General features: G+C 68.4%; 25 protein-coding genes. 20 read left to right on the forward strand and 5 right to left on the reverse strand.

Annotated elements, in window-relative coordinates; genetic code table 11:
* The first annotated feature begins 159 nt into the window (after positions 1-159).
* The 13 genes from LBW94_RS42865 (at position 160) to LBW94_RS42925 (ending at position 13981) form a co-directional block, all read left to right on the forward strand.
* On the forward strand, positions 160-2082 hold the full coding sequence (locus LBW94_RS42865) for a cutinase family protein (protein ID WP_225061354.1): 1923 nt from the start codon (positions 160-162) through the stop codon (positions 2080-2082).
* Complete coding sequence (locus tag LBW94_RS42870) at positions 2079-2762, forward strand: hypothetical protein (protein WP_225061355.1); 684 nt, start codon at positions 2079-2081, stop codon at positions 2760-2762. Before LBW94_RS42865 ends, LBW94_RS42870 begins: the two co-directional genes overlap by 4 nt.
* Entirely contained in the window at positions 2759-3046 is a 288-nt protein-coding gene (locus LBW94_RS42875) for a hypothetical protein (protein WP_225061356.1), read from the forward strand. The genes LBW94_RS42870 and LBW94_RS42875 overlap by 4 nt, the downstream gene beginning before the upstream one ends.
* Positions 3043-3297, forward strand: a complete 255-nt coding sequence (locus tag LBW94_RS42880) for a hypothetical protein (RefSeq protein WP_225061357.1) — start codon at positions 3043-3045, stop codon at positions 3295-3297. Before LBW94_RS42875 ends, LBW94_RS42880 begins: the two co-directional genes overlap by 4 nt.
* Positions 3298-3305: 8 nt before the next feature.
* Complete coding sequence (locus LBW94_RS42885) at positions 3306-3902, forward strand: hypothetical protein (protein WP_225061358.1); 597 nt, start codon at positions 3306-3308, stop codon at positions 3900-3902.
* 80 nt (positions 3903-3982) lie between these two features.
* A complete protein-coding gene (locus tag LBW94_RS42890; protein ID WP_225061359.1) occupies positions 3983-4783 on the forward strand; it encodes a hypothetical protein in 801 nt (266 codons plus the stop codon).
* Complete coding sequence (locus LBW94_RS42895; protein WP_225061360.1) at positions 4768-6471, forward strand: hypothetical protein; 1704 nt, start codon at positions 4768-4770, stop codon at positions 6469-6471. The genes LBW94_RS42890 and LBW94_RS42895 overlap by 16 nt, the downstream gene beginning before the upstream one ends.
* A 36-nt stretch (positions 6472-6507) precedes the next feature.
* Positions 6508-7983 carry an SCO6880 family protein gene (locus LBW94_RS42900; protein ID WP_225061361.1) on the forward strand — a complete coding sequence of 492 codons (1476 nt, stop codon included), beginning with the start codon at positions 6508-6510 and terminating at the stop codon, positions 7981-7983.
* Between the two features lie 85 nt (positions 7984-8068).
* Entirely contained in the window at positions 8069-9781 is a 1713-nt protein-coding gene (locus tag LBW94_RS42905) for a hypothetical protein (protein WP_225061362.1), read from the forward strand.
* Between the two features lie 3 nt (positions 9782-9784).
* A complete protein-coding gene (locus LBW94_RS42910) occupies positions 9785-11374 on the forward strand; it encodes a peptidoglycan DD-metalloendopeptidase family protein (protein ID WP_225061363.1) in 1590 nt (529 codons plus the stop codon).
* The gene (locus LBW94_RS42915; RefSeq protein WP_225061364.1) at positions 11371-11823 is read left to right on the forward strand and encodes a hypothetical protein; all 453 of its coding nucleotides are present in this window, start codon (positions 11371-11373) and stop codon (positions 11821-11823) included. The genes LBW94_RS42910 and LBW94_RS42915 overlap by 4 nt, the downstream gene beginning before the upstream one ends.
* Positions 11820-12398: a hypothetical protein gene (locus tag LBW94_RS42920; protein WP_225061365.1), complete on the forward strand. Its 579-nt coding sequence runs from the start codon at positions 11820-11822 to the stop codon at positions 12396-12398. The genes LBW94_RS42915 and LBW94_RS42920 overlap by 4 nt, the downstream gene beginning before the upstream one ends.
* Positions 12399-12868: 470 nt before the next feature.
* Entirely contained in the window at positions 12869-13981 is a 1113-nt protein-coding gene (locus LBW94_RS42925; protein ID WP_266273521.1) for a Replication protein Rep, read from the forward strand.
* 113 nt (positions 13982-14094) lie between these two features.
* Here LBW94_RS42925 and LBW94_RS42930 read toward each other — a convergent pair whose 3' ends face one another.
* Both LBW94_RS42930 and LBW94_RS42935 read right to left on the reverse strand, forming a co-directional pair.
* On the reverse strand, positions 14095-14355 hold the full coding sequence (locus LBW94_RS42930) for a sigma factor-like helix-turn-helix DNA-binding protein (RefSeq protein ID WP_225061367.1): 261 nt from the start codon (positions 14353-14355) through the stop codon (positions 14095-14097).
* Positions 14355-15230, reverse strand: a complete 876-nt coding sequence (locus LBW94_RS42935; RefSeq protein WP_225061368.1) for a replication initiation protein — start codon at positions 15228-15230, stop codon at positions 14355-14357. Before LBW94_RS42935 ends, LBW94_RS42930 begins: the two co-directional genes overlap by 1 nt.
* A 478-nt stretch (positions 15231-15708) precedes the next feature.
* Between LBW94_RS42935 and LBW94_RS42940 the strand changes: the two genes are divergently transcribed.
* Positions 15709-16929, forward strand: coding sequence for a hypothetical protein (locus tag LBW94_RS42940; RefSeq protein WP_225061299.1), 1221 nt, complete (start codon positions 15709-15711; stop codon positions 16927-16929).
* 82 nt (positions 16930-17011) lie between these two features.
* Here the strand turns inward: LBW94_RS42940 and LBW94_RS42945 are convergent, their stop codons facing one another.
* Together LBW94_RS42945 and LBW94_RS42950 are read right to left on the reverse strand one after the other, a co-directional pair.
* Positions 17012-17197: a hypothetical protein gene (locus LBW94_RS42945; protein ID WP_225061300.1), complete on the reverse strand. Its 186-nt coding sequence runs from the start codon at positions 17195-17197 to the stop codon at positions 17012-17014.
* A gap of 254 nt (positions 17198-17451) precedes the next feature.
* Complete coding sequence (locus tag LBW94_RS42950; RefSeq protein ID WP_225061301.1) at positions 17452-18354, reverse strand: ParA family protein; 903 nt, start codon at positions 18352-18354, stop codon at positions 17452-17454.
* A 353-nt stretch (positions 18355-18707) separates the two neighbouring features.
* Here LBW94_RS42950 and LBW94_RS42955 point away from each other — a divergent pair, with 353 nt between their 5' ends.
* From LBW94_RS42955 to LBW94_RS42980, 6 genes are all read left to right on the forward strand, one after another.
* Positions 18708-19772, forward strand: coding sequence for a hypothetical protein (locus LBW94_RS42955; protein ID WP_225061302.1), 1065 nt, complete (start codon positions 18708-18710; stop codon positions 19770-19772).
* A gap of 738 nt (positions 19773-20510) precedes the next feature.
* A complete protein-coding gene (locus LBW94_RS42960; protein ID WP_225061303.1) occupies positions 20511-21101 on the forward strand; it encodes a MucR family transcriptional regulator in 591 nt (196 codons plus the stop codon).
* 1011 nt (positions 21102-22112) lie between these two features.
* Positions 22113-22787 (forward strand): hypothetical protein, encoded by a 675-nt coding sequence (locus LBW94_RS42965; protein WP_266273525.1) that lies wholly within the window; start codon positions 22113-22115, stop codon positions 22785-22787.
* On the forward strand, positions 22784-23503 hold the full coding sequence (locus tag LBW94_RS42970) for a hypothetical protein (protein WP_225061305.1): 720 nt from the start codon (positions 22784-22786) through the stop codon (positions 23501-23503). The genes LBW94_RS42965 and LBW94_RS42970 overlap by 4 nt, the downstream gene beginning before the upstream one ends.
* Before the next feature lie 25 nt (positions 23504-23528).
* The gene (locus LBW94_RS42975) at positions 23529-24008 is read left to right on the forward strand and encodes a hypothetical protein (protein WP_225061306.1); all 480 of its coding nucleotides are present in this window, start codon (positions 23529-23531) and stop codon (positions 24006-24008) included.
* 377 nt (positions 24009-24385) lie between these two features.
* The gene (locus LBW94_RS42980) at positions 24386-24760 is read left to right on the forward strand and encodes a single-stranded DNA-binding protein (protein WP_225061307.1); all 375 of its coding nucleotides are present in this window, start codon (positions 24386-24388) and stop codon (positions 24758-24760) included.
* Between the two features lie 195 nt (positions 24761-24955).
* Here the strand turns inward: LBW94_RS42980 and LBW94_RS42985 are convergent, their stop codons facing one another.
* The gene (locus LBW94_RS42985; protein ID WP_225061308.1) at positions 24956-25690 is read right to left on the reverse strand and encodes a hypothetical protein; all 735 of its coding nucleotides are present in this window, start codon (positions 25688-25690) and stop codon (positions 24956-24958) included.
* Positions 25691-25709: the final 19 nt, after the last annotated feature.

Raw genomic sequence — 25709 nt, forward strand, 5'->3', positions numbered from 1 at the left:
AGCGATCTCATGGCGTCTGCTGCTCGACATCGAGATCAACGACAGCCCCGACGACCCGCCGCCCGCCGCGGAATGGTGCCAGACGCCCGGATTCCAGGACTGGAAATCCACCGATCTCGCTGCCCTGGTCGAGGACGCCGCCACCACCGAGGACGACCAGTGACCGCGCGTACGGTGCGCGCGGCCGCGCTCGGCATGATCTGCGCGGCCGTGGCAACGGTCACCGTCGTGGTTTTCGCCCCGGCGGCCGCCGGCGACGACGCCGCCGGTACCTGCCCCGACATCCACGTCCTCGCCGTGGCGGGCACCACCGAATCCAGCGTGAACGCCCCCAGCGACGACGACACCGGCGAACTGTCCGCCGCCATCATCCCGGCCCTGAACACCGCTCGCGCCGAAGGACTTCGGATCGAGCGCACCTACATCGCCTACCCCGCGGATTTCGGCTCCCAGGGCTTGGCGACGGCCTACAAGGCGAGCGTCATCGACGGCTACAACCGGTTGACCCAGGTCGCCGCGCGGGTGGTGTACCAGTGCCCCACCACGAAACTCGTGCTGCTGGGCTACTCCCAGGGCGGGCACGCGGTGTCGATGCTGGCCCAGCAGATCGGCGCCGGGAAAACGGGCCCGATCACCGCCGGGGACATTGCCCTGGTCGCCACGTTCGGTGACCCCACCCGCGGCCCCGACGCCGCGCTGTTCCCGGGCCGGCCCGGACAACAGGGCCCGGCCCCCTGGCCCGGCACCGACCGCAAGACCCGCCCGTCGGCGACGAAGTTCCCCGACATGTACGACTCGCCGAAAGGCGAAGGGATCGGCCCGGCGCGCGACATCGCAGCCAGCTTCGGCGCCCTGGACGACCGGACCGTGCAGTGGTGCCTCTCCGGTGACCTGGCCTGCTCCGCACCCAAGAGCATCAGCCTGGCGAAGGTCGCGCTCGACATCGCCGGGCAATCGAACCTCGATTTCACCCACGACCCCTTCGGCGTGGTCACCTCCCTGGCCGCCGCGACCGCCAACACCTTCGCCGGCGGCACGGCCACCTTCATGGACAAGGACGTGCGAGGCCACAACCTCGCCGATATGTACTTCGACGGCAGCGCCTCCATCTCCAAGCGCCTCGAAGCCGCCGCCGACCCGCGCAACGCCGACCAGCAGACCAATCCCCTTGTGGCCCTGCTGAAATCCGGTCAGATGATCATGTCCTCGGTCACGACGTTCGTTGGCTCCGTGCTCAACCCCGCCGTCCTGGGCAGCCTCATCAACGCCGGGGTGCAGATCGCCGGTTCGGCCGCCACCGGCGCAATCACCGCCGGTGTCCCCGCCCTCGCCGGCGGGCCCGCCGCCGCAGTCGCCGCAGCGGGCGCGGGCGCGGCCACCGGTGCCGCCGCCGGGCTGCCCGGCCTGGTCACCCCGGTGATCTCGATCGTCGGCAACACCGCCACAGCGGCGCTGAACATCATGCCGCCGCAGAGTGCCGAGAAGAAGATCAGCAGCATTTTCGATTTGCTCATCAACGAGGTGAAAGCCAATCAGGATCTGCCGCAACTGCTTACCGATGCGCGGCTGTGGAACCAGCAGGCCACCCACGGCGGCTACCGCACCGCCCGCGTCGCCCTGGACGGCTCCACACCGACGGACATCACCGCCGACTGGATCACCGCCGCCGCCCGCGACCTGCGCGCCACCCGCGCGAAGGACGAGGCGAAGAAGAACCCGCCGACCAGCACCCCGAACACCACCACCGCGACCAGCGGCAAACCCGCGCCCGTGGTGAACGCCCACTACGACCGCGACACCGCCGGCAACGTCGTCAACCCGGTGGGGCCGCCGCTCGGCAACGCCCCGACGGCCCCGAAGACCGAGACCCCCGGAGACGTCCGGATCACCACCAACGGACCGACCCCGCCCCAGGTCCCGGCCAAGGTCGGGCCGCTGGTGTGGGTCGCCGACGGCACCGCCAGCATCGCCACCCGCCTCGCCGCGACCGACCCCGCCACCACGGCCGGAGCCCTGCTGCACATCGGTTCACCGCTGCTCGCGGCCTCACCCGCCCAAACCAAGCAGATCGGCAGGCCATGACCAGCATCATCCGCCGCCACGAACCGCCCGTCCGGCCGGTCATCGAACCGGAACCCTACGACGAGGAACCCGCCGACGAACCCGCCGTCGAGGAGCGCGAGCAGCCCCCCAAGCCCGCCACCGGACCCGCCGACCCGGACCCGGTCACCGGCCCCGGCGAGGAACAGGCCCCGGCCGCCGACCGGCCCGGCGAAGGGCCCCGGCCGCCGCTGTTCCACGTCATGGCCGCCGTCCCCGAATCCGGTGCCACGACCCTGGCCGCCTGGTGCGCGTGCGCCGACGAAGTCCAGCGAGACACCCGCTGGCGGCCCTCGGCCGGCCACAGCCCGTATCTGGTGCTCACCGCCCCGAAAAGCCCCGACGGCGTCCGCGCCGCGCGGCAACTGGCCGGTGCCCTGTCGCACACCGTCGGTGGCGGCGCCCAGGTCGCGGCAATCGCGCTGCTCGAGGACCAGCCCCGCCCCACGCTCGCGCTGCGCGAGCTGATCGACGCCGCCGAACGCGCCGGGATCCCGATCCACACCCTGATCCACGACCCGAGGATGCGCCTGCCCACCGAGGCCGAGCAAACCCGGCTGTGGACCCCGCAGAACAGCGAAAACCGTTCGGTGCCAACAGTCCTCACCAACATCTACCGCCACGTGTTCCACCGCATCGCCGAACAGGAGAACAGCCGATGACCCCTACCATCAGCGCCGCGACCTCCACGGTTGTCCTGGCAGTGTCACAACCGACCCCCGACGGCGGCCCCTTCGAACAGCTCGCGCAAAAGTTCCTCGGCTTGCTCTGGGCCTTCTCCGGATGGGTCGCATTGGGCGCATTCCTGATCTCCGGAGCCGTCTACGCCTACCAGAAATGGACGATGGCGCAGACCAGCGCTCTGTCCATGATCGGCGGCGTCACGTTCTTCGTCGGGTGCGGCGCGACCGGAGCCGCCGCCGTCAACTGGGCGATGAGCCTGTGAACACCACAATCCTCGCCGATCCGCTGCCCTCTCAAGTGCTCGATCCGCTGCTCAAGCTCGCCGGCCAGCTCATCGGACTGGCCGGATACTTCGCCCTGGGCGGGATCTTCGCGGCCGGAATCTCCGGGACGCTCCGCTACTACAGAGGCGGGGAGAACATCGCCGACTACTGGCGTGAAGTGCTGATCATCCTCTTCTGCGCGGCCGTGGCAGCCCGCACCTTCGACATTGCCTCTTGGCTACACGGGTAGGAGCCCCGATGCGTATACGCCCCCGACTCGCCGCGCTGCTCGCCGCCTGCCTCGCAGCCCTGGCCGTCGCCGGATGCGGCGGCAGCGACCACACCACCGGCAAACCGCTGACGATCACAAGCTATCGCGGTGCCGATTGGGTCACCGACGGCACGGTGACCCCGCCGACCTCTCCCGGCCAGGGCGACCGAATCCGCTTCCCGCACACCATGGACGGTGCGGTCATGGCAGCCGCGGACTCGCAAACCATGCTGGACACCGCCGGAGACGATGCGTTCGGCGCCGTCGCCCGCGACTACTTCGCCGTCGGCGCCGGCCTCACCGCCTACCTCGCCGCCCGCGCCAACATCTCCCTCACCGGCCAGCCCGACGCCGCGCGACTGCCCCGTATCACCGGTTTCCGATTCACCGGCTACCAGGACGACGCGGCCACCATCGAAATCCTGTTCCGCCAGCCGGACAAGTCCGTCAACGGGCTGACCCGTCAGCTCGTCTGGCTCGCAGGGACCTGGCTCATCCAGCTCCCCGACCCCAAGGACACCACCACCGTCCTGAAGGCGTACCCCGAGATGCCCGCCGACGCCGAACACCTCCCCCAGGCATGACCGATCCAATGACAAGGCCCGCCAACACAATTGGTACGGCATCCCCGCCAACCCGACCTCTCACCGAAGGAGACACGACCATGACGCGCAGGACCCTCACCACGTGCGCCGCAGCACTGGCCCTCGCAGTCGTCACCACCGTCGCCGCATGCAGCCACAGCAGCGACCACGACACCGGCCCCACGGTGCCCGGCCAGCCCGGCGTGACCGCGAAACCACTCAAACAAACCCAGTGGTTCGCCGATACCTTCGGAACCCCGCTGATCGCCACCACCAACGTGACCCCCAAGACCGTTGAACAGGCCAAGGACGTCCGCGGAACCGTGCTCCCGCAAGACAAGTCGGTGGTGGACGGGCCCGTGATGTGGGAACGGGTCCGCTGCGCCGCGCTGCCGTTCTCCACCACCGACGGACCCACCAAGACCCGCGCCGACGGCGTCTTCGGCGGATACGCTCGCACCTCGCTCGGCGCCGCCATGGCGGCACTCCAGATGTCCAGCTACGCCGCGACCGTCGGCAACAACACCGCTGTCCCGCAGGTCATCGCCCCCGCCGACCGAGACCGGCTCACCCCCCAGCTTCCGCAGTACGAGCGCGGGAAAGGACTGGACAACCCCGGTTGCCTGGCCCAGCAGAAGAACATCATCCGGCCGGCGATGTGGAAGGCCGAACCGATCTCCGACACCGTCACCCGCGTGCAGTACTGGTGGCCGCCGCGCCAGGGCGACGCGGCCGGCGGCAGCCTCGATTACACGGTGACCTGGCAGGACGGCGACTGGTACCTGTCCGAGCAGACCGCAACCGATGTGCTGGCACTGGGCGGGAAGGTGCCCCGGTCCGCGCAGTACACCACACAACCGATCGGGTGGTCGCCGTGGTGATCGCCCGCCGCGCCCTGGCGCTGCTCGCGGCCGCGCTCTTGGTGCTCGCGGCCCTCGCCGGCACCACCGCGGCACAACCCCCGACCACCAGCCCCAGCACGCAGACGACCACCACCGCACCGACGACGCCGAGCACCACGGAGACCACCACGCCGGACCCGAGCACGCCCGGCGGCACCGACGATTCGTGCAACGGATTGAAGGTCGCCGGCATGTGCATCCCGACCCCCGGCGGCGTGGTGTCCTCCACCGCCGGAAACGCCGTGAAAGACGCTGGCATGTCCATGCTTTCGAGCATGGTCGACTGGGTGTTGGCCGGATACGTCTGGATCATGAAATACGTCGTCCAGCTGTTCATGGGCACGGGCGTCGACGTCTCCGGCACACAGACCGCCGTGCAGCGGATGACCGACCTCACCAGCGACCTCCAGACGATCGCGCTCGGCCTCGGCCTGCTCATCGCCCTGATAGCCGTGCTGTACCAGCGCGCCATGCTCTCCGGCGACAACGCCGCCCCCGACGCCATCGGCGGCCTGGTCCGCTGGGCCGTCGCCGCGTCCATGGCCGCCCCGATCCTGATCGCCCTCTCCAGCGTCTCCGACGCCCTGTCCAGCTGGATATTCGTTTCAGCCGCCGGGCCCGACGGCCCCACACACGTAGTCGATGCCCTCTCGTCCGCCCTGTCCGGGCGCGACGCGAAGCTGAAAACCGAGGACGTCATCAGCCTGGCACTGTGCCTGCTGGGCCTGCTGGCCTATATCGAACTGATGATCCAGCTCGTGATGCAGAAGTTCTGGATCATCTACGCCGCCGTCGCCCTGCCGATCGCGGGCGCGTCCAGTGTCGTCGGCGGCGGCAAAACGGTGTTCTGGGCCCTGACCCGCGTTGCCGTCGCCGCCCTGCTGTTCAAACCACTCGCATCGCTGTGCTTCGGCGTGGCGTTCATGCAGATCCGCAGCCTCGAATCCGGCGGTGACGTGATCACCGCCGTCGCGCTCATGGTCGCCCCGGCGTTCATCCTGCCCCAGCTGGTCAACATGATCGGCACCAACGTCTCCTACGCCGGTAGCCCGATGCTGCGCGGCACCCTCCGCAACGGCCGCGGCGGGATCTCGGCGGGCATGACCGCCCTCGGTCGAGGAAAGGACACCGCGGCCACCGCCGGAAGCGTCGCCGCCTCCGGCGCGGCCGCGGCCGGCCGCGGAGCGGCCAAGGCCGTCCCGTTCGTCGGCGCCATGGGCCGCGCCGCCATGCAGACCCTCACCGGGCCACCCCCGTCCCGCAGCTCCGGCGCCGCCGCCGGTGGCCGCGCCACGGCCACGGCCGCACGCAGCGCCGCAGCCTCAGCACCCACCACCGGCGGCCGCGCTCGAGGTGGATCCACCAGCCGCACCGGCGCCAGCAGCGCCGCCACCGGCACCGCCAGCGGCAGCCGCCGCACCAGCACCGGCGCGGCCGCGGCACCGTCGAACAGCCGGGCCCGCACCGGAGCCAGCACCAGCAGCAGCGGCAGCAGCGGCAACCAGGCGGCCGCACCGGGCCAGCGGGGCACCGGCCGCGCCCGTAACAGCACCCGCGCGGGATCCGGCGGCACCGGCGACACCACCACCCCGCGCACCCCGCGCCCCGGCCGCCGCACCGCCAGCAGCAGCCCACCGCGCGATGCGACATTCAAGCGAATCACCTAGCCCGCCAACGACTTCCGAGCACACGAAAGGCCCACGATGGGATCACAGAAATACGCCGGCTGGCGCCGACCGGAATCGACCGGCCTGATTCCCGGCCTGTCCACCGGCATGTCCATGGCCGCCGTCGGCGCCATGGCGCTGGCGATCGGCTCGGCCTACCTGTTCCATTCGATGACCGGCGCCATCACGATTCTCGCCGTCGCCGCGCTGCTCATCGGCCCGAGCATGATCCGCCTCCGCGGCACCAGCGCCGGAGACTACTTCCTGTCCTGGCTACGCAGCCTGCCGATCCGCCGCCGCATGGCCCACAGATACAGGACCGGCCTGTTCGCGCACATCCCCGGCGGACACGCCCGCCTGCCCGGCCTGGCCTCCCCCATCATCCTCGATCGGCTGTTCGACCCGGCCACCGGCGACGACATCGGCGCCCTGGTCAACCCGATCCACCGCACCGTCACCATCATCATGGACACCTCCGCCATCGGCCGCGCCACCCAGCCCGAGACCACCACCAACGCTCAGGTCGCCGGATGGGGCGAATTCATCCGCCGCGCAGGCGAATTCGGCGACGTGGCCGGAATCGCCGTGGTCACCGACACCGTGCCCGAAACCGGGGCCCGCTACAACGTCGAGATCGACAAGCGCCGCCACCAGGCCGCGCCCGCCCTGGTACTCGACCTCATGGACGACCGCACCAGCGACCTCGCCACCGACCGCATCCGCTACACCCAGCGCATCGCCGTCACCTTCCGCTACTCCAGCGGCCATTTCCGCTCCGGCATCGAGTCCGTGGCCCGCCGCCTCGAGGAGCTGACCGACGCGGCCGCCGGTGCCGGCCTGTCCGCCACCTTCGCCACCGCCGGCGAAATCATCGCGTTCACGCACGCGGCCTTCAACCCGGCCGCCGGGCCGATGCTGGACGAGGCCATGGCCGCCACCGGCGACCCCGGCATCACCTGGGAAGACGCGGGCCCGTCGTACCACTCCGACGAGCACAGCTACTACCTGCACGACTCCGGCAAATCGTTCACCAGCCGCGCATGGGAGTTCCCCGTGCAGCCGATCGAGGACGACGTGTTGGCCCAGCTGCTCGCACCCACCTACCGCGCCCCCTACAAGCGCGTGACCCTGATCTACCGCCCCTACCGGCCCCAGGATGCCGTAGAGACCACCGACAGCGACTATCGCGACGCCTTCGCCGCCGTCCAGCGCCGCCGCCGCGGACTCGTGGACGCCAAACAGCAGATGCGCTACGACGACATCGCCGCCACCCGTGAAGATCTCGCCGAAGGCCACGGCCTCACCCGCGTCGGCACGCTGGTCACCGTCACCGTGCCCATCGGCGCCAGCGGCCTGGACGAAACCGCGTTCATCCGCGCCGCCGGCATCGCCGCCAGCATCAAGATCGCCCCCTGCTACAGCGACCAAGCCGCCATGTTCCTCACCGGGCTCGGCATCGGCGTCTACCCGGACATGGACGAGACCGACATGACCGACATCCTGTCCGCCTAACCGGCCGCTCGCGCACCCACCCCAGCCCACCACACCCCCATTGCCCATATGGCCCATAGCGGCCCTATCCCGGAGGAGACCCGATATGACCGGCCGCCTGCTGCTCCCCCGCCGCGTGAGCACCCGGCAGGAACACCACGCCCGCGGAGCCGACGGGGTCATGCCTCCCGATGAGGTGGCCTACCTGCGCGAGGCCATGCCGACGATGAGCATCGCGAGCAAGTTCAACGCCGCCCGCAAACTGCGCGCCCACGAACTCGCGGTGTGGAGGGCCAGCTACTCGGCGGCCCGCCAGCCCTGGCAGGCCGCCCGCCGCCCGACCCCGCGCGGATTCATGGCCCCGTACGGCGGCTACATGAAGAAGCCGATGCCGATCCCCGAGATTCGCGGCACCACCAACCGCGTCTGCGGCCTGTGGCCCTTCCCCCGCAGCACCGAATTTGTCTCCCCCGGATGGCCGATCGGCATCCAGGACGAGACCGGGGCACCGTTTTTCTACGACGCGATGTCCTGGTTCGACGCCGAAATGCTGTCCGCGCCGGTCGGAGTCGTGCTCGGGCCCAACGGTTTCGGCAAATCCACCCTCGGGCGGCAATTGGTGCTCGGCGCGCTCGCCAGCGGGCGGCACGTGATCTGCCCGGCCGACATCAAACCCGACTACCGGCGACTGTGCGATCTGCTCAACGATCCGGAGACCGGCAGCCGCGACGGCCAGATCATCGAGGTAGGGCCCGGCCACGGCGTACTCAACCCCCTGGACCCCACCGCCTATGCATGGGCCCTGCACCGGCTCCCGGCCGGGCACCCCGCTATCGGCGGCCTGATCGCCGAACTGCACCAGACCCAGCTGTTCAATCTGGAGGCCCTGGTCAGCTTGCGCCGCCGCGCGCCGCTCGAAGATTTCGAATCCACCGCCATCAGCGCCGCACTGATCGAGCTGTACGCCGGCGACCGGTTCGAACCGGCACGGCCACCGATCATCTCCGATCTGATCGGCCAGCTCGAGCAGCCCACCGAGGACATGCGATACGCCGTCGCCGCGCCCAGCGCCGCCGACTTCGCCGCCACCACACACCGCCTGCTGCAATCGCTGAAATCCCTGACCGTCGGCATGTTCGGCGAGAGCTTCAACGGCCAGACCACCACGCGCCTCGATCTCGCGGCCGCCATGGTCGACATCGACCTGTCCATCATCAACGTCCACTCCGGTCGCGACCTGCGCGCGGCCATCATCGCCCTCACCGGCATGGAGGCCCAGGCCGCCGTGTCGGCCCGAATGACCCTCGCGGACAACGGGTTCGGCCGCCAGACCGTCACCGACATCCACATGGACGAGTTGTCGCAGCTACTCGACGTGGGCGGATCGAGCCAGATCAAGACCCTGGACCGGATGACCCGCACCGGCCGCACCGACGGCGTCTCGCTCACGACCTACACCCACACCGTCACCGACTTCACGAAGGTCTCCGCTGACATCACCGACCAGGGCAAAGCCACCGGATTCATCTCCCGATCCAAGATCACGTTCAGCGGGCCGATCAACGGCTACGAAATCGACGCACAGGCCGGACTGATCGACTACACCGACCGTGAACGTGCCCGCCTGCTCTCGTGGACCTCCGCGCCGCCGCCGGCCCAGACCGGGCACCGCACCATGCCTCACCCCGGCAAAGGGCGGTTCATCGCCAAATGGGGCGACGACCCCGACCGGCCCGGCCTGGCCTTCCGCACGTGGATATCCCCCCTGGAACGCGAACTGGGCATCCACGACACCAACACCGGCATGAGAACGGACTAGCCGATGTCGGTCGCCGTCTCGTTCCTGCTCACACACTGGCGCAAGATCCTCGCCCTTGTCCTGCTGCTGCTACTGCTGCTCGCCCGATGCGCCGCCGAGCAGGACAGCACAACATGCGGGCCGTCGACCGGCGCACCCCACGCCGGCCCCTTGGCCTACCCCCTGGACCCCAACGTGGACATCGGATCCGGCTACCGGACCCCCGACCGCCCCGACCACCGCGGCGTCGACTTCCCCGTCCCCGAGGGCAGCCCCATCTACGCCCTCGCCGACGGCACTGTCACAGCCGCCCAGGACACCGGCGTGGAGGGATTCAGCGCGTGGATCGTCATCTCGCACGTCATAGACGGAACGCCGATGAGCACGGTCTACGGGCACATGAACCCCGGCGGCGTACTGGTCAAAGTCGGCGACCAGGTCACCGCCGGCCAGCTCATCGCCCGATCCGGCGACTCCGGCGAGTCCACGGGCCCGCACCTGCACTTCGAGATCTGGCACGGTGACCGCCTCGGCGCCGGCACCGACACCGACCCCACCCCCTACCTGCAACGAGCCCGCCAGGCCGCCACCAGCGGCGGCACCAGCCCGGCCCCCGACACCAATCAGCAAGCCGCAGTAGCGGACTCGGCACGCGACCGCAACGCCGAGATCGTGATCAGCACCGGAAAGGACATGGGCGCACCCGATCAGGCGATCGTCATCGCCCTGTCGGTCGGACTGGTCGAATCCGAGCTACGCAACCTCGCGTCCGAAAAGGTGCCGGAATCGGCGAGCTACCCCAACGACGGCATCGCCCCCGGTGACGCGCTGTCGATCGGGATCATGCAGCAGCAGGCAGGCATGGGCTACGGCACCGTCGCCGAGATCATGGACCCCGCCCACGCCGCCACCGAGTTCTACAAGCGCCTGCTCGCAACCGACTGGCAGGCAAAGGATTTCACCGTCGCCGCCGCCGACGTGCAGCGCCCCCGCGCAGACCTGCGCGGCAAATACGGCCAGCGCGAGGCCGAAGCACGCGACCTGTACACCCGCCTGCAAGGCGTTGCACCCTCCGGTAGCCCCGGCCGATGCGGGCCCACCGGCGGCACGCGCGGCCCGGCCGCGCCCGGCGACGCCGGCACCGGCGCCGCGATCGTCGCGGCCGCCCGCTCGGAGATCGGCGAGCCCTACGTCTGGGGCGGTGGCGACGCCCAGGGGCCGACCGGTGGCGGATTCGACTGCTCCGGCCTCACCCTCTACGCCGTCGCCCAGGCCACCGGCGGCGCAATCCTGCTGCCGCACTACACCGGCGACCCCGGCAACCCGGGCCAGATGGGACAAGGCCAACCCGTCGCCGACCTGGCTCAGGCCCAGCCCGGCGACCTCGTGTTCTTCGGCGCCGGCGGCAGCGCCGAACACGTCGGTGTCTACGAGGGCGGCGGGCTCATGATCCACAGCCCGACCGAGGGCCAGACCGTCACCGAGGCCCCCGTCACCGCCGGGGGCCAGCTGATCGCCGTCCGCCGCTACACCAGCCCCGACACCGGGCAACAGCAGCCACACCCCACCGGCCCGGCGATCAACGCCGCGGCACTGCCGAAGGAGAGCCGATGAACCCATTCCCTTACCCGAACGACCCGGCGGACCCGGCCAGCCCCGCGCACTACCCCGACGCGGCCACCCTCGCCGAACAGCTGATGCGCGCCGATTTCGCCCGGATGCACCAGCTTCGCGCCGCCGCGCCGCACGCGGAGACCCTCGAGGCCGCCGAACAGCTGCTCGACCAGGCCGCCGAGATCCGCCGCGCCTGGCTGCTCACCGACGGACAACCATTCTCCGACTTCCAATACCTCATCGATGCCGTCGCCGCCTGGACCCGCAACCCCGCCGCCATGCGCCGCCACCTCACCGCCGACAACGACCCGGCGATCCTGCTGCCGATCCACCGCCGCAGCCACCATCAGGCCGCCGAACTCACCGGCCACACCGACATCACCCCGGCCGACCAGCCGGCGGCCGCCGCACCGACATTCACCGCACACACCCACGGAGGCCAGCAATGACAACCCGAACCCGGCGCCGCAGCCGACGACTCGCCGTCGCGCTCGCCCTCACCGCCACCGCCCTGGCCGCCTGCTCCCGCACCGGTCACGACTACGGCGAGCACGACGACCACGGCACCGGCGTACCGTCCGGCGCGACCAGCCAGGCACTCCCGCCGCTGCCGGCCCCATGGACCGATCTCGACCGGACCAACCCCGAGACCGTCGCCCTGGCCGCCGTGACGGCCCTGTTCGACTGGCGGCCCGGTGACGGCGACACCGGCCCGGAAACCGCCCGCGACCGCGCCCGGCCGCTGCTCACCCCCCGCGCCGCGGACTCCTACCGGCCCTACCCGATCCCCCGCCCGCTCTGGCAATCGTGGATGAACACCCACGTCCTCATCCACACCACCAGCGACATCAGCAGCGAACAGCACCCCGCCGACACCGCCGTCACCTGGCACCGCAAGATCACCACCCTCATCCACGCCACCGGAGGTTCCATCACCACCGCGGACCTCATCGCCACCACCCTCATCACCGTCACCGCACAACCGGACTGGACCGTCACCGAGATCACCACCCTCCCCACCTGACCGAAACACGAGGCAAGCCAACGAAGTTGGCGCGGCAGCCCCTCAGTGCGGACCGCCAACCGCGCGGCGAGGATCGAACAACACGGTGCGAAATCCAGCCGACACGCCCGGCGTGCCTACCTCATCATCCGGCCGGGATGCACTAGGAAGGGCGTAGGCCACAAGGGCCGAACGCTTTTGGCGAAGCGGATGCACCAGAACCCAATAACGAAGAAAGACCCCCAGTTGGCGCTGGAGGTCTTTCGCTGGCCCCGAAGGACCGACGCTTGCTACGCGGTTCCAAGGGTAGCAAGCGCGCACGTGCGTCTCAAAGCATCGCGGCCGGGTCACCCGGTCACGATCCGGTCCGCACCGATGCCGGGCTACCCATACCTGTATCCGGGCGAGGTTGCTACACCTCCCCGCACCGGCGCCGCAGACCGGCGCACCCGAGCGCGGCCGCGCTGTTCGCGCTGCCGCCGCTGCGCCTCGTGCTGCCCGAGAACGCCTACACCGCAACCACGGAGCGGGCCGCCCCGACGTGCTGGTGGGGCCGGGCCCGCTGGATCGCTCATTGTCTCGCGTTGTACGACGCCCACTACAAGGCCCTGCGCGCCGCCGGTGCCGTCGAGTCGGTGGCCCGAAAGACGTTCGCCGCCTACCTCATCGGCGAGTCGGCCGGAGCCGACCACGTCACCGGCCGCAACTCCCGCGTGACCGTCGGCCGCCTCCAACACCGGGTCGCGCGCAGCGAATCGACCATTCACCGGTGCCGCCGCCTTGTGGACCGGATCGGGTGTCGCACAGTCGTATTCGCGGGCCGCCGTCGGACTCTCGCCGAGCGCCTGGAGTCCTGGAAGCGCAACGACCGCGCCCGAGGATGGGCCGCCGTCTCGGCCCTGCACGAATCGACCGCTCTGCCTGTGGACAACTCGGCAGTGGAAACATTGCTTGAACAGGGTTTTGGCACCCCACCGGAGCGAAGCGACGGTTTTTCTTCCCTCTCACGGCCGAAATCGGCTTCTTCAACGGAGAACGAGAGGAAACGACGCGCTTCGCGCGGCACCGAGCAGAGCCGGCGCCGCAAGATCAGCCGCGCCTACGACCAGAAAGCCACATTGCTGGCCGAGAGATGCCGCAGAGACGAACGAATGCCGCTCTGGGTACGCCGGATCACCCGCAACCAGCTGGCGGCCGCTCTGACCCGCTACGCCCGCGCCGGGTGGCTCGCCGATGACATCTATGGTGCGCTCGAGGAGTTCCGGATCTCGGGAAAGAGGCTGATCGCCAACCCGGACAAGCCGATCGGCTACCTCTGCCACATCCTTCGGTTCATACCCAAGGATGTACCGCCGGCCCTGCTGGACCGGGCCCGGACCGTCGCCGCGCAGGAGGCCGAACGTGCCGCGAACAGGGCCCTGTTCGCCGAGATGCGCGCGGCCGCCGCCAACGCGGCCGCCGCGGACTCCCCCGGCCGCGTCGCAGCCCGCGCCGCCATCGCACAGCGGGCGCACCACAACGCCGACCACGCCCGCACCCGCGCCCGCCAGGCCGACGAGATCAGCCGCGCACACGCCCTCCGGGCCCGTGACGGCAGGCAGTGATCAGGTAGGACAACCCGAAGCGGCCGAATAGATCCGGACATGCGCCGAGGCCGACCGGGTGACGACCCGTACGGGACGTCGATCCGGCCGGCCTCGCGATCACGAAGGAAGGGCTAGCTGGCTTTCGTGGTCTGCTTCGCATGCAGCAGACTGGACACAGACCCGATGGATATTCCCAGCTCATCGGCGATTTCGCGGTAGGAAGCACCATCGGCGCGCAGCTCGCGGGCACGGGTGCGCTTCTCCGCGGCCCGCGCCTCGAAATTCTCGCGCGGCTCCGCGATGATGTTGCGGACCGAGCGAACCGAGATGCCCAATTGCTCAGCCATCTCCTTGGCAGTCTTGGTGCGTCGCTTGGGATGTTCAGCGGCCATCAGTCCTCCAGTGCAGCGGCAAGAACCATCGAGCGGTCGATAGCCCGTTTCTTGTTGGTGGCGGCAATCGCCGCCCGCTTCTTGTCGGTCACCGTCTTGCCACCCACGCGACCACGGGCAGCCTGACGTTCCCGAAACTGCTCCTCACTGAAGTTACGCCAAATCCAGCGGGAAACAGACCTAGCCGTAGCCAGGACCTCGGAAAACGGCAGCGGATAGGCGAACAGATCATTGATCTCGTAACGGAAGTGCTCGAGCACGAGGTGTTCCCAAGCCGTAGCCGTGCCCTGGCGGTGGTGCCACCACATCGGATACGCCCACTTGCGGCCCGTGTCGAACATCGTGACGTTGCGGCCCAACCCGTTGGCCCGCTCCGGCTTGCGCGGCATCTGCCGCGGAGTGCTGGGCGTGACCAGGTCCGAAAGGTCGTACGGTGCAGCCGGACCGAACAGGGTTTCCCAGTCGTCATGGATCGGGTTCTTCGTCAGCCGGCCACCGTAGGCCGGATCACCACCGATCTCCGTCCGTAGCCCGGCCTCGATCCGCTGCGCGTACCGCAGCGGCTTCAACCGCGCCGAATCCGTCTTGCACACAGGAGCTTTCAACCACCAGCCGATATGGCCGCGCCCCGAAGGCGACTGCGCCACCCAATTCGGATCCGGATGGTTCTTCGGCCGCTCGAAAGCCCGCAGCGCCGTGTCCACATGGTCACAGTCGATCACGATCGAACCCAGCAACGCATGCGGACTGTGCTCGATATACCGCATGACCAGCGCCTCTTCACGCGACATACGATGCTGCCCGTCCGCCGGATAGTTCGTCGCATACGGCATGTGAGGCAGCAGCACATCTGACGCCCACTGCGCGCCGGTCATCCGCCCGCTACTCCCATGTGCCATGCGGGACACCCAACACCACGATTCGATGATGATGAGGTAGGCACGCCGTAGCCATCTCAGATATCTCGCGTACGCGCGCCCGCACACGCGCGATTCCCACTGCTACAGAGTCGTTCTTGAACTTCCCTTGATGAAGTAGGCATCCCGTAGCCATATAGAGAAGTCACCCTGGGAGACCGTATGAACTGCGGTGATGAGGTAGGCAATCCAGACCCATATAGACACACGGAAACAACAGCTCCGGCCGCGCCGACCACCGGCCGCGCCGACCACCGGCCGCGCCGACCACCGGCCGCGCCGACCACCGGCCGCGCCGACCACCGGCCGCGCCGACCACCGGCCGCGGAATTCAACTAAGCCCATCAACACAGAGAGAGTTACATATCTTCAATTTCCTATCGGATAGGAATTGAAAGATAGGAATTGTTAGATAGGTAAGTGGTAGACTGAGGCCATGCCGAGCACCGATGACGCGCCGCCGTCAGCGTCGAAGATCTGCAACTATCCGGATTGCGCGCGCCCTACCCGGCCGGACCCAGAGACGGGGGCACCGTCGAAGTACTGCTACCAGCGGGACACCCCAGGTTCGGCGCTGCACAACCCGGCGAACTCGTGGAAGGAGAAGGACCGTCGCCGCAAGAAAGCCGCGGCCGGCGGTGCGGTGGTCGAGGTCGCCCAGACCGACACGCCGGTGTCGATGGCGCGCATGAGCCTGGAATACCAGCTCACCGAGGCGCGGAAGACGATGACCGCCCTCGCCGGCCAGCTGACCGGCATCGTGCAGAACTTGGACACCTCGCGCGACGACGAAGCCCAGGCCGCGGAGTTGCAGCATGTCAGAACCGAGTCGGAGAAGGCCGTCGCCGATGCTCGCAGCCGTGCCGAAGTCGCCGAGGCGCAGGCCCGCCGAGCCCGGGACGACCTCGAGGAAGCCGACGACGCGGCGCGGATCGCGACCGATCAGGCCGACTACGCCACCGAGTGCGCTCGCTGGCTGGTCGCCGAAGCGCAGTTTGGCGCCGAATGGCTGATCGCCGAAGCCCGTCACCACACAGAGGCCGCCGAGGCTGCCCGCGTCTCGGCCGTAGCAGCGCACCAAGATGCCCAGCGGCAAGCCGGCGCGGAGGTCGCTGCGGCCCAGACCGGTGCCCGCGCCGAGGTCGCCCAGAGCAAGCAGGAGGCGGAACGGCTTGTCGCCGCCGCCGCACAGCGCGCGGAGGAAGAGATCCGGACCGCACGTGACGACGCGGAGGCCCGCATCGCGGCCGCGACGAAGGCCCAAACCGCGGCAGAGCGCGCGTCCGAGCGCAGCAAGCAGGCCGCCGAAGACGCCGCGCAGACCGCTCGCGAGGCGAAAGCCGAGGCCAGCGGACTGCGCGAGGAGCTGCGACAGCTCCGGGCTGATCACGCGGCCGAACTCGGTGACGTGCGCCGCCAGCTCGATGACCGCGTGCACCAGCACGAAGCCGATGTGCGGCAGCTGCGAGACCAGGCCCGCACCGATCGCCTCGCGCTGGAGCAGGCCCACGCCGACCAGATCAGCCAGATACGCCACGATGCCGAGGAACGGATATCGGCACTGCGAGCGCCAACCGCGCCAGCTCGCCCGCGCGTCCCCATCCGCCGAGCCACCGGGGCCGTGCAGCCGATCCGTCGCCGCTCAAGCGGCCGTTGAGCGTATCAACGCAATCGACGGTAGCGCCCCTATGGGCACTACCGCCGATAGTGGCCGATGCATCCGCTCGGCCACCCCGAGGTCAGATGGCCTTCCGCTCCGGAAGCTCCGGCCAGGAATTGCCGTCATTGAACCGCTGCTCCAGCTCCGCGCAGGCCCTCGCGATGGCAGACCGGATGAACGCTGCTTGCGTGTTGATGCCGGTCTGCGGATAGGTGTACGCGATCACCGATTCCATTCGCATGGCGAGACCTGTGGGCAGCGACACCAACACATCCTTCGAGCCGGCCAACCTCTTGGATCGGTCGGCTTCTCTCCCCTTCTTCTTGCCTCTACCAGGGCTTTTATCAGTGCCCCTATGGGCACTATCGCCCATATCGGCACTAGGGTTATCCGGAGTCTCGTCCGTCGAAGTCGTGGCCGTCGCCGCAGGCTTCTCGGGGGGGCGTCCTCCCCTGTTGAAGGGGTTACGCGATGGCTGTGGCCCCGGATTGAGGTTGTCCAGCGAATCGGGAATCCTGCTCATCGGCTGGCAGCCTCCTTGTCGATGGCGTCGAGAATCGCCGCGAAGTTCGTGGCGAAGCTCCGTGACCTCGCCGTCGGTTGCGGGTGCTGGTCCATCCCAAGCCCTGCGTTGGTCAGCCTCGAAATGTCCGCAGCCATCGGAAACGGCTCCCCCAACACCTCGATGCCGTTGTTCGCGCAGTAGTTACGAATCCACTCGATGCCCTTGGTGTGATCGTTGCGGCGGCCGTCGAGCTGGTTGATCACCACCCCGACCAGCGGAAGCCGGTACTCCATGTACGTCTCGAGGTCGCTCAGCGCCTTGAAGACGGCCAACATGCCGTCGATCGAATCGAACTCCGGCGTCGTCACGATGATCAGGTTGTCGGCCGCCAGCATCGCGGCCCGCGTCACCAGATCCACGGCCGGCCTGGTATCGAACAGCACGCGACCTTGGGTTTTCGCCTCCCTGAAGGCCATCCGCACCGACAGCTCACCACCCGGCTTGCCCAGCAGCGAATCCTGAACGGCCTGCATCTGCTCGAACCCCGACGGCGCCACGTAGATGCCCTCACGGGTTCTGGCGGGCAGCACCACGTCGGCCAGTTGCTTGTCCACCTGCCGGTCCAGGACATCGGCCAGCGTGCCGTTCGGCGGCACGTTCTCGATGGAATACCCGGTCAGATGCCGGGTCGTATTGCCCTGGGGGTCCATATCGCCGATGAGTACAGCCTCATCATCGGCGGCCAGGTCGCCGGCCGCCGCCTGCGCGGCCTCGGCCGCGGCGCGTGTGGCTGCGGCTTCGGCTTCGGCCGCCGCGCGTGCGGCCTCGGCGCGGGCCGCGGCCGCGTGCGCCAGGCCGTTCACGACGACGCTCTTGCCGGGCCCACCCTTCAAATTCATCACTGCGGTAGCAACCATCAGGGACCGTCCTTGACCGATATGCCATATGCGAACCCGTCCACCATATCAGCACCATAGTTCCTAGGGGCGCAATGAACCATATGGGGTAATATATGCACTATCTCATCTAGTGCCCATATGGGCACTAGATAGAATATGGTCATCATGCCGGAATCGGCGAGACGGAACGCGGCACATAAGCAGGGGGGTTACGGTGGGACCTATCGCCTCTATCCGATCTATCCGCACGCAAGAGGATAGCGCCGAAAGCGCCACTAGTGCCCATATGGGCACTAGTGGAGTTAGTGAATATATAGCTTCTACAGTTCATAGGCCCCATAGTGTCGGGAGCCTCAGAGGATGGTGACCGCATGACGGCGACACAGAACGCGATCGGCGACGATCGGTTCCATCGCGCGGCGCTGCGCGCCCGCGAGTCGCAGCGCGACGCGATTCTGTACGCCTGCGAGCAGCTGCGCGCCGCCGGCATCGAACCCACCGGCCCCGAAGCCCGCCAATGGCTCGAGCGTCACGGCCGCACGGTCGGCCGCACAACGGTGTGGAAGGTAGTCAGCGAGTACCTGGAAGCAAACGGCCAGCCGGATCCGGACGGCCGCAACAAACCCGCCGCCGGGGGAGCGGACACCGAACGCGACGGCAGCGAACACACCGAACAGCCCTCACCAGGAGGCCCCACCGTGTCCACTCCGGAGCCGACCGAGGCCGACCCCGACCCGACCCCGGCGGACGCCGACGACTCGTCGCCGCGGACAAGCGGCGAACAGCCACAGGACAGCGGCGAACAGCCGAGCGAACCACGCCCGGCGCCGAACAGCGTCGACAGAACCAGCGAACCCCGGCACCTCGGCGTCGTGAACGCCGTCCCGGAGCCCTCGGAACGTTCACTTATGGCCGATAGTGCCCCTATGGGCACTATCGGCCATAGTCCGGAGAGTGGGGGAATACCGGCGGCCGCAGTACCGCGGGCCCGGCCGCGCCGCGCGTTGCCGACCTGGCCGGTTCTGATCATGGCGTTCCCGGCGTTCGTCGCGATCTGGAGTGGATGGGTCGGACTGGGCCAGCTGACCGGATTCGGGATGGTGCACCCGCTACCCGGCATCGCCGACAGCTTCACCATCAACAGCGCGATCACGCTGCCGATCGGTGTCGAGGCATACGCCTCATACGCGCTCTACGTGTGGCTGTCCGGCCGCATCGAGACGCCGTCGACCCGCACCTACGCCATGATCTCGGCATTCGCGAGCCTCGCCGTCGGCGCCGCCGGCCAGATCGCCTACCACCTCATGGAAGCCCGGCACATCACCTCCGCGCCCTGGTGGATCATCACCATGGTCGCCTGCCTGCCCGTCGCCGTCGTCGGGATGGGCGCCGTGCTCGCGCACCTGATCGTTCACGAACGCCACCTCCACGACTGAACGCCAACACCCTGACCGAACCGAGGGCCCCGGATCTGTCCGGGGCCCTCGCTCTGTTCGGCAGGCGGATCCGGATCGGCGCGAAGCCGCGGGTAGTTGCCCCACCGCAGAAGTACCGCCAGCGCGCCGCAATCGAGCCATCCAGTGGTGTTCGGTCTCGCGCCGATCGAACGCGCGAACAGCGGGGGACACCACCACCGACCTGTTCACCACCTGGTGAACACGCGCGCGGGACGCCGCCCCGGAGCGCGTTCGGTCCCCGAGCCGCCGGCGACCCCCGTGTTCACCACTGTTCGCTGGATCCGGCGAACAGCGGAACAGACGGCAGAACGGCGGAATTCACCGCGAACACACCAGCAGTCTTGCTACCTCCCCTATGGGCTGTAGCGCCACTAGGGGCGCTACGTATCTCCTGATCATCGGCCACTGAGTCCAGAGGTGCCCCCGCTTCCTCTTGTCGGCCAGCGCCGGTGAGATCCTGATCCACGAAAACGGGATCGGTCACCGAAGGAGGTCGTCACGATGTCGAAGTCCAGCAAGGGCGGCAGCCACACCAGCGGCGGCAAGATGACCGCTGCGCGGGCCTCCGCTATCCAGAGCGCCGGAGCGAAGTCCCCCGGCAGCTCGACCGCCAGATCGGGATTCGCCGGCCGCGCTCAGTCCGCCGGGTGTGTATCCTGGCGTCACTCATCGACCCTTTGAGGGGCTGCGCTTTTCGCTGCTCTCAGAGGAGTCTGTATGCCCGGATCGGACGTGCCGTGCGCTGAAGAAGGCTGGGTGCCTCCCGACGATTTGCCGCCGGAGCCGCAGTGGCGGACGTGGGAGCATGTCCGCTGCTTGGAATGTGGGCAATGGAAAGTGGTGCTGGGGAAGCATCTGAGCGCAGAGCACGCGCTTGATTCCGCCGGCTACCGGGAAAGGTGGGGGATGCGGTCAGGGATGCCGCTGTGCTCTCTTGCGCTGTCGGAGAAGATGCGGGGCGTGGCTGTGTCCAGAGGCGCGGAGAATACTGATCGCCTGGTCGCGATGGCGGCAGAGAATCACGTCGCGGCCACGGAAGCGACGAAGCGCCGGGAGATGCGTCCACAGGAGCTACAAGCGCGTGGCGCGCGGTCCGAGGCGAGAGCACGGGCGCGTGAGGCCGCCGCCCGCATCCTTGTCGGCGATTTGGAACGCTGGGTGCGGGAAAAATACGTCGACGGTCTGTGGTCGATCCGCGACATGATGCGGTACCTAGATCTGTCGGAGAAGTCCGTGCGCGCGGTAATGGCCTCGGCCGGGATCGAACCGCGCAGGCGGGGGCCCGCCACTCGCCTCCCCCAGAATTAACAATTTGCGGGCCACGATATGCGGATGCCGAAATCCTCACACAATTCGTGGTGATATTGCCGAAAAGGCGAGTTACGTGGATCTTGACCGTGTGGCGAACCCGGCAAGCCTCGGTCGATGTACGGATCCTGCCCACGTTCAGATTTTTCGATGCCTGGAAGCGGGGCCCGACGACCGGCACCACTGTGTTGCGCGGGAGCGGATCGGAGAGGACTTCGAAAAGGCGCCCGAAGGCCAGGTACAGGGCGTGCGGCTCTCCCTTGCTGCCTGGGGTAGAGGGTGGGGTAGAGGGTGAAGAGGAGATACCTCATCCTCTACCCCACCCTGTACCTCATGTCGATCGACGTCTTTCGTGTCAGCGTATTGCGCTGACCTGTGATTTCCCGCTCGCCCCCGCTGCTTACGTCGCAAGCGCCGTTTTTGAAGACCACCCTCAATCTGCGAAAAAGCATACAGATCGAGGGTGGTCTTCAAAACCAGCAGCGGGGGCGAGCGGGAAACCACAGGAAAAGATAAAGAAATTCAAAAAGAGTGTGTGTTTGTGTGATGGGTCAGGCCATGTATTCCGCAGGCTCCATGAGCACATGGCCTGACCCATCACACAAACACACTCAACATCCCCCTGCCCCCTTCATTCTTGAAAGGGGTTCCTTCCCAACCCCCTGCCCCCTCCCTTCCAGGGCTGGGGTTCCTCCCCCCTCGGCCGACGCCCCCCTCCCGGGGGCTGGCCGTTCGCCGCCTCCGGCGGCCACGGTCCCACATTCGTGGGCCCGTGCTCGGCGGTGGGGGAGGGCAGCTTCGCACCCTCCCCCACCGTCTCGTAGGAACGCCTTCGGCGCCTGTTTCTAAAGCGACGCTGCCGCGTCGCGGCGTGACTGTGCCAGCGGTTTTCCGGTGTGTTCACGACGAGTTCGAATAATGGCGTGACACTTGGATTCGATGCGTGTTTCCCGGGTTTACTGCGGTATTATCTGGTGTGATGTCGTATCGGGTTGTCCTGGTTTCTAGACGGTGAGATTGGTTCACGTTATGGCGAACGCAGTGTCTTTCGGATGGCGGTTTATCGAGGCGGTTCCGGTGTTGCCTTCCACCGTTTCCACGGTGGATTCCGTGGTGGTTCTGGCTGGTTCTTCTGGATCGTTTCCGGAACTGCACGGCGGATGGCTTCGTGATCTCGACCGGGTCCGCGCGGCCGCGGGTGCGCGGACCCTGGCCGATCGGGTCCGGGCCCGGCCGGCGGTGTCGAATCATCAGTTCCGGATCGCTGTGCCGCGGCCTCGGCGTCGCAGCGGTGACGAGCTGCCGGACGTGCGCGCCGTCCGAGTCCCGAGGCCGGGGGAGACCGGTAGCCAGACGATCGAGGTCCGTTTGTTCTGGGCTGGGATGCAGCTGATCGCGGATACGCGCGAGCGTATTCCGGCCGCCCGAGCGATCGAGTGCGCGTTCCGGCGCGCGTGCGCCGCGGGTTTCTACGCGCGTTCCGCCGGGGTCGCAGAGCACGTCATCAGTGAGTCGCTGGCCGATATCGCCGAGCTGGCCGAGCTGTTGATCACGGCACGCGATTCGCGCGTTGCCGTGACGGTGTCTGTCGGTGGAGGTCACGATGATGATCGCGCCGAGGCCGCGGGTTTCCTGGCCTCCGGTCTGCCGTCGACCGTCACGATCGAGATGCGGGAGCGCGAATGACAATCCCAGCGAAACCATCCGGGGTGAACCTGACCGAACGCGATATCCGGGTGCTCGATTGGCTGCGAGAGGTGCGCATCGCGTCCTCGGCCGGACTGCTGGCCGCCTACAGCCATTTCGGCGGTGAGGAGATGGATCAGCGCCGGTTCTCCCGCCGGATACTCAAGCTCGAGCAGGCCGGAACGGTCGGGTCCGCGTTCATGACCCACGGCCGGCAGCACAAGGTGTATTGGCCCGCGGACCGCCCGTACCGGCTCGCGCGCCGCGAGCTGTCCCATGATCTGTTGCTCGCCGAGTTCTCCATCTGGCTTGTTTCGCAGCGTCACGACGGACTCGCCCTCACCGAACATGTTCCGGCCGAACGCTGGAAAACGCCGGCGTTCACCGCGGACCATCCACTGAACCCGAAATCGCACGCCGCCGACGGGATGGTGTGGCTGCCGGACCAGCGAATCGGCCTGGTAGAGATCGAGCTGTCCCCGAAATCCGGGCGGAAACTCCGCACGGTTCTCGACTCACACGCTGCGCGGCTGGACTCCAGCAGCGAACCGATTTCCGGCGTGCTCTACCTGACCACCGAACGCGCGGGGAAGACCGTCGCGAACGCCTGGAAGACGTTCGGTCACGCCGTCGACCACCCCGGCCGCTTCCAAGTGCTGCACGCCGTGGACGACCACACCCTCACCAGACGTACCGAACTGATCGAGCTGAACTGAACACAGGAAATGAGGACCACCCGCCATGACGGACGAGAACCGGGATCGGAACCCGGCGCACCGCTGGCTGTTCACCGGCCCCGGCCCCGAGCCCGGTGAACAGCCGGCCGCGCACTGGGATCCGCCGCGCCGGACCCGCACGGCCACACGATGCCCCTCATGCGGGCACCGCGCCGCCACCGTCGCCGAAGACGCCCGGATGCGCGCCGATATCCGCGTGCTGTGGCTGCACCCGGACCCCACCGCACCCGACGGTGTCCGCGAGGCGTACCACTGCCAACGGTGCCAGCCCCAGCAGGTAGCCGACACCGAATGCGCCCGATGCCCAGCAGACGGGCCCCTGCTCGCCGACCGGTTCGCCACGGACTCGAAAGCCGGCCGGGTACCAGCCGCCGCCGCGGCCTGGCTCGCGGCCCACGGATGGCACACCGGAAACGGGCCCCTGACCTGCCCCAACCACGACACCAACCAGAGCTACCGCGGCGCCGAGCCCTCCCGGACCTAGCGCAGCTCCCGCAGGCTCACCACCCGGCCCAGCCGACCCGAAACCGGTCCCGTCCCAGCCGGCCCCGCACGGAACACCGCGCCGCGGCCGCGCGCCGACGAACCGCCGACCTGCACGAACTCAACGGCGGAACACTCATCAGCGCACCCGGAACAGGCAGTGCGCACGCTCGGAACAGCCGGATTCCCGCCTCCGCGTTGGACTGAGCCACGATGCCCGACACCCGGCCGTCACCAGCAAGGCCGAACATGTCTGCGCTGCGCTCCGAGCCTTGCCGACGCCACCGGCCGCCGTGCCACGTCGCCAGCGTCCACCACCAGAAGCGGGACATCCAGCAGGGCCCGAGCCCGCACCCCGCCGAACCCAGGGAGCACATCATGAGCGCCGTCACCGTCGAAATCACCGGCCACCTCGCCGACAACCCCGCCGAGCTTCGCATCACCCCGACCGGCAAGACCGTCACCAGCTTCGTCGTCATCGCCAACGACCGCCGCCGCGACGACGCCGGCGAATGGGTCGACGCCCACACCACCAGCATCCGCGTCACCGTCTGGGGAGCCCTGGCCGAGCACGTCGCCGACACCCTGACCAAGGGCACCTTGGTCACCGTCACCGGTGACCGACTCACCCCGGACCTCTGGATCGACCGCGAAGGCCAGCCCCGCGCCACCCTCGAACTGCGCGCCTCCCGCGTCGGCATCGAACTGGCGACCCAAACCGCCAAGATCACCCGCCCGGCCCGCGCCGAATAGCCCCGGTTTGGGCCCGGCCACCGGCCGGGCCCAGAACCTCAGTGCCCGCCGGGCGGGGAGGCATCGGCATACCGCCGCCGAGGCATCCCCGCCCGGCATTGTCCGGAGCTGGAAGCGCACTGCGGCCCCTGCCGAGACCATTAGTATCCATATGGATACTAAGATATGACCTAGCCTGAAATGGTATTTCTGCGCTCAGCTTCGAACGTCACCAACGCCCATGTCGCGGCGGGCACGGTGCATCTGCTCGTGGTGCTGGCGGCCGTGCGCGACCGCAGCCGCCACGACAGTGACCGGAGCGCGCCGCGCCCAACGGGTGATCGCGTAGCGGGCAAGAGTGCCGACCGGCAGCCGATACACCCGGCTCGGAACACCCATCTCCACGAGAATTCCCAGCATCCGTATCGCCTGCTGCGCCACCGGCGCGCCGGGCAGCTCGGCGCGGACCCGCTCGCGGACCTGGTCGAGCACGTCCACATGATGAGCGTGCGCAGCAGCGAGCAGGGTTTCGGCACGGGCCGCATAATCCGCGGGCAGGTAGAACGACACCACCGAGAGCGACGGGAACGAGCGCCCGCGCTCGACAGCGATTTCCTCGCGGAGGCGAGCGGCGTAGCCGATCACGGCCAAGTGATCCGGCTCGGCCCGATCGAGCATGTCCACGACCGCCGCGGCGATGCAATCCGAACTCGACGCCGGCGGCCGATAGTTCTCGGTGTGCCACCGCCGCCGATCCGGCACGGTCAACTGCCGCCGCCACCCATCCACGATCCGAGCCTGAGCCACAGTCAACTTGCCAGTGGAGTAGTGCCGCGCCCGCTGACCGGCTCCTTCCTCGGCGTCGCCGCCGAAGCCGTCACCGTCGTCCGGTGGTGCGTCGCCGGGATCGACGTCGGCGGCCGCCGATCCCGATCCTTCGTGAGTATCCATATGGATACTTTATTCGCTC

Source organism: Nocardia sp. alder85J, assembly GCF_020176955.2.
In the GTDB taxonomy this organism is placed as follows: domain Bacteria; phylum Actinomycetota; class Actinomycetes; order Mycobacteriales; family Mycobacteriaceae; genus Nocardia.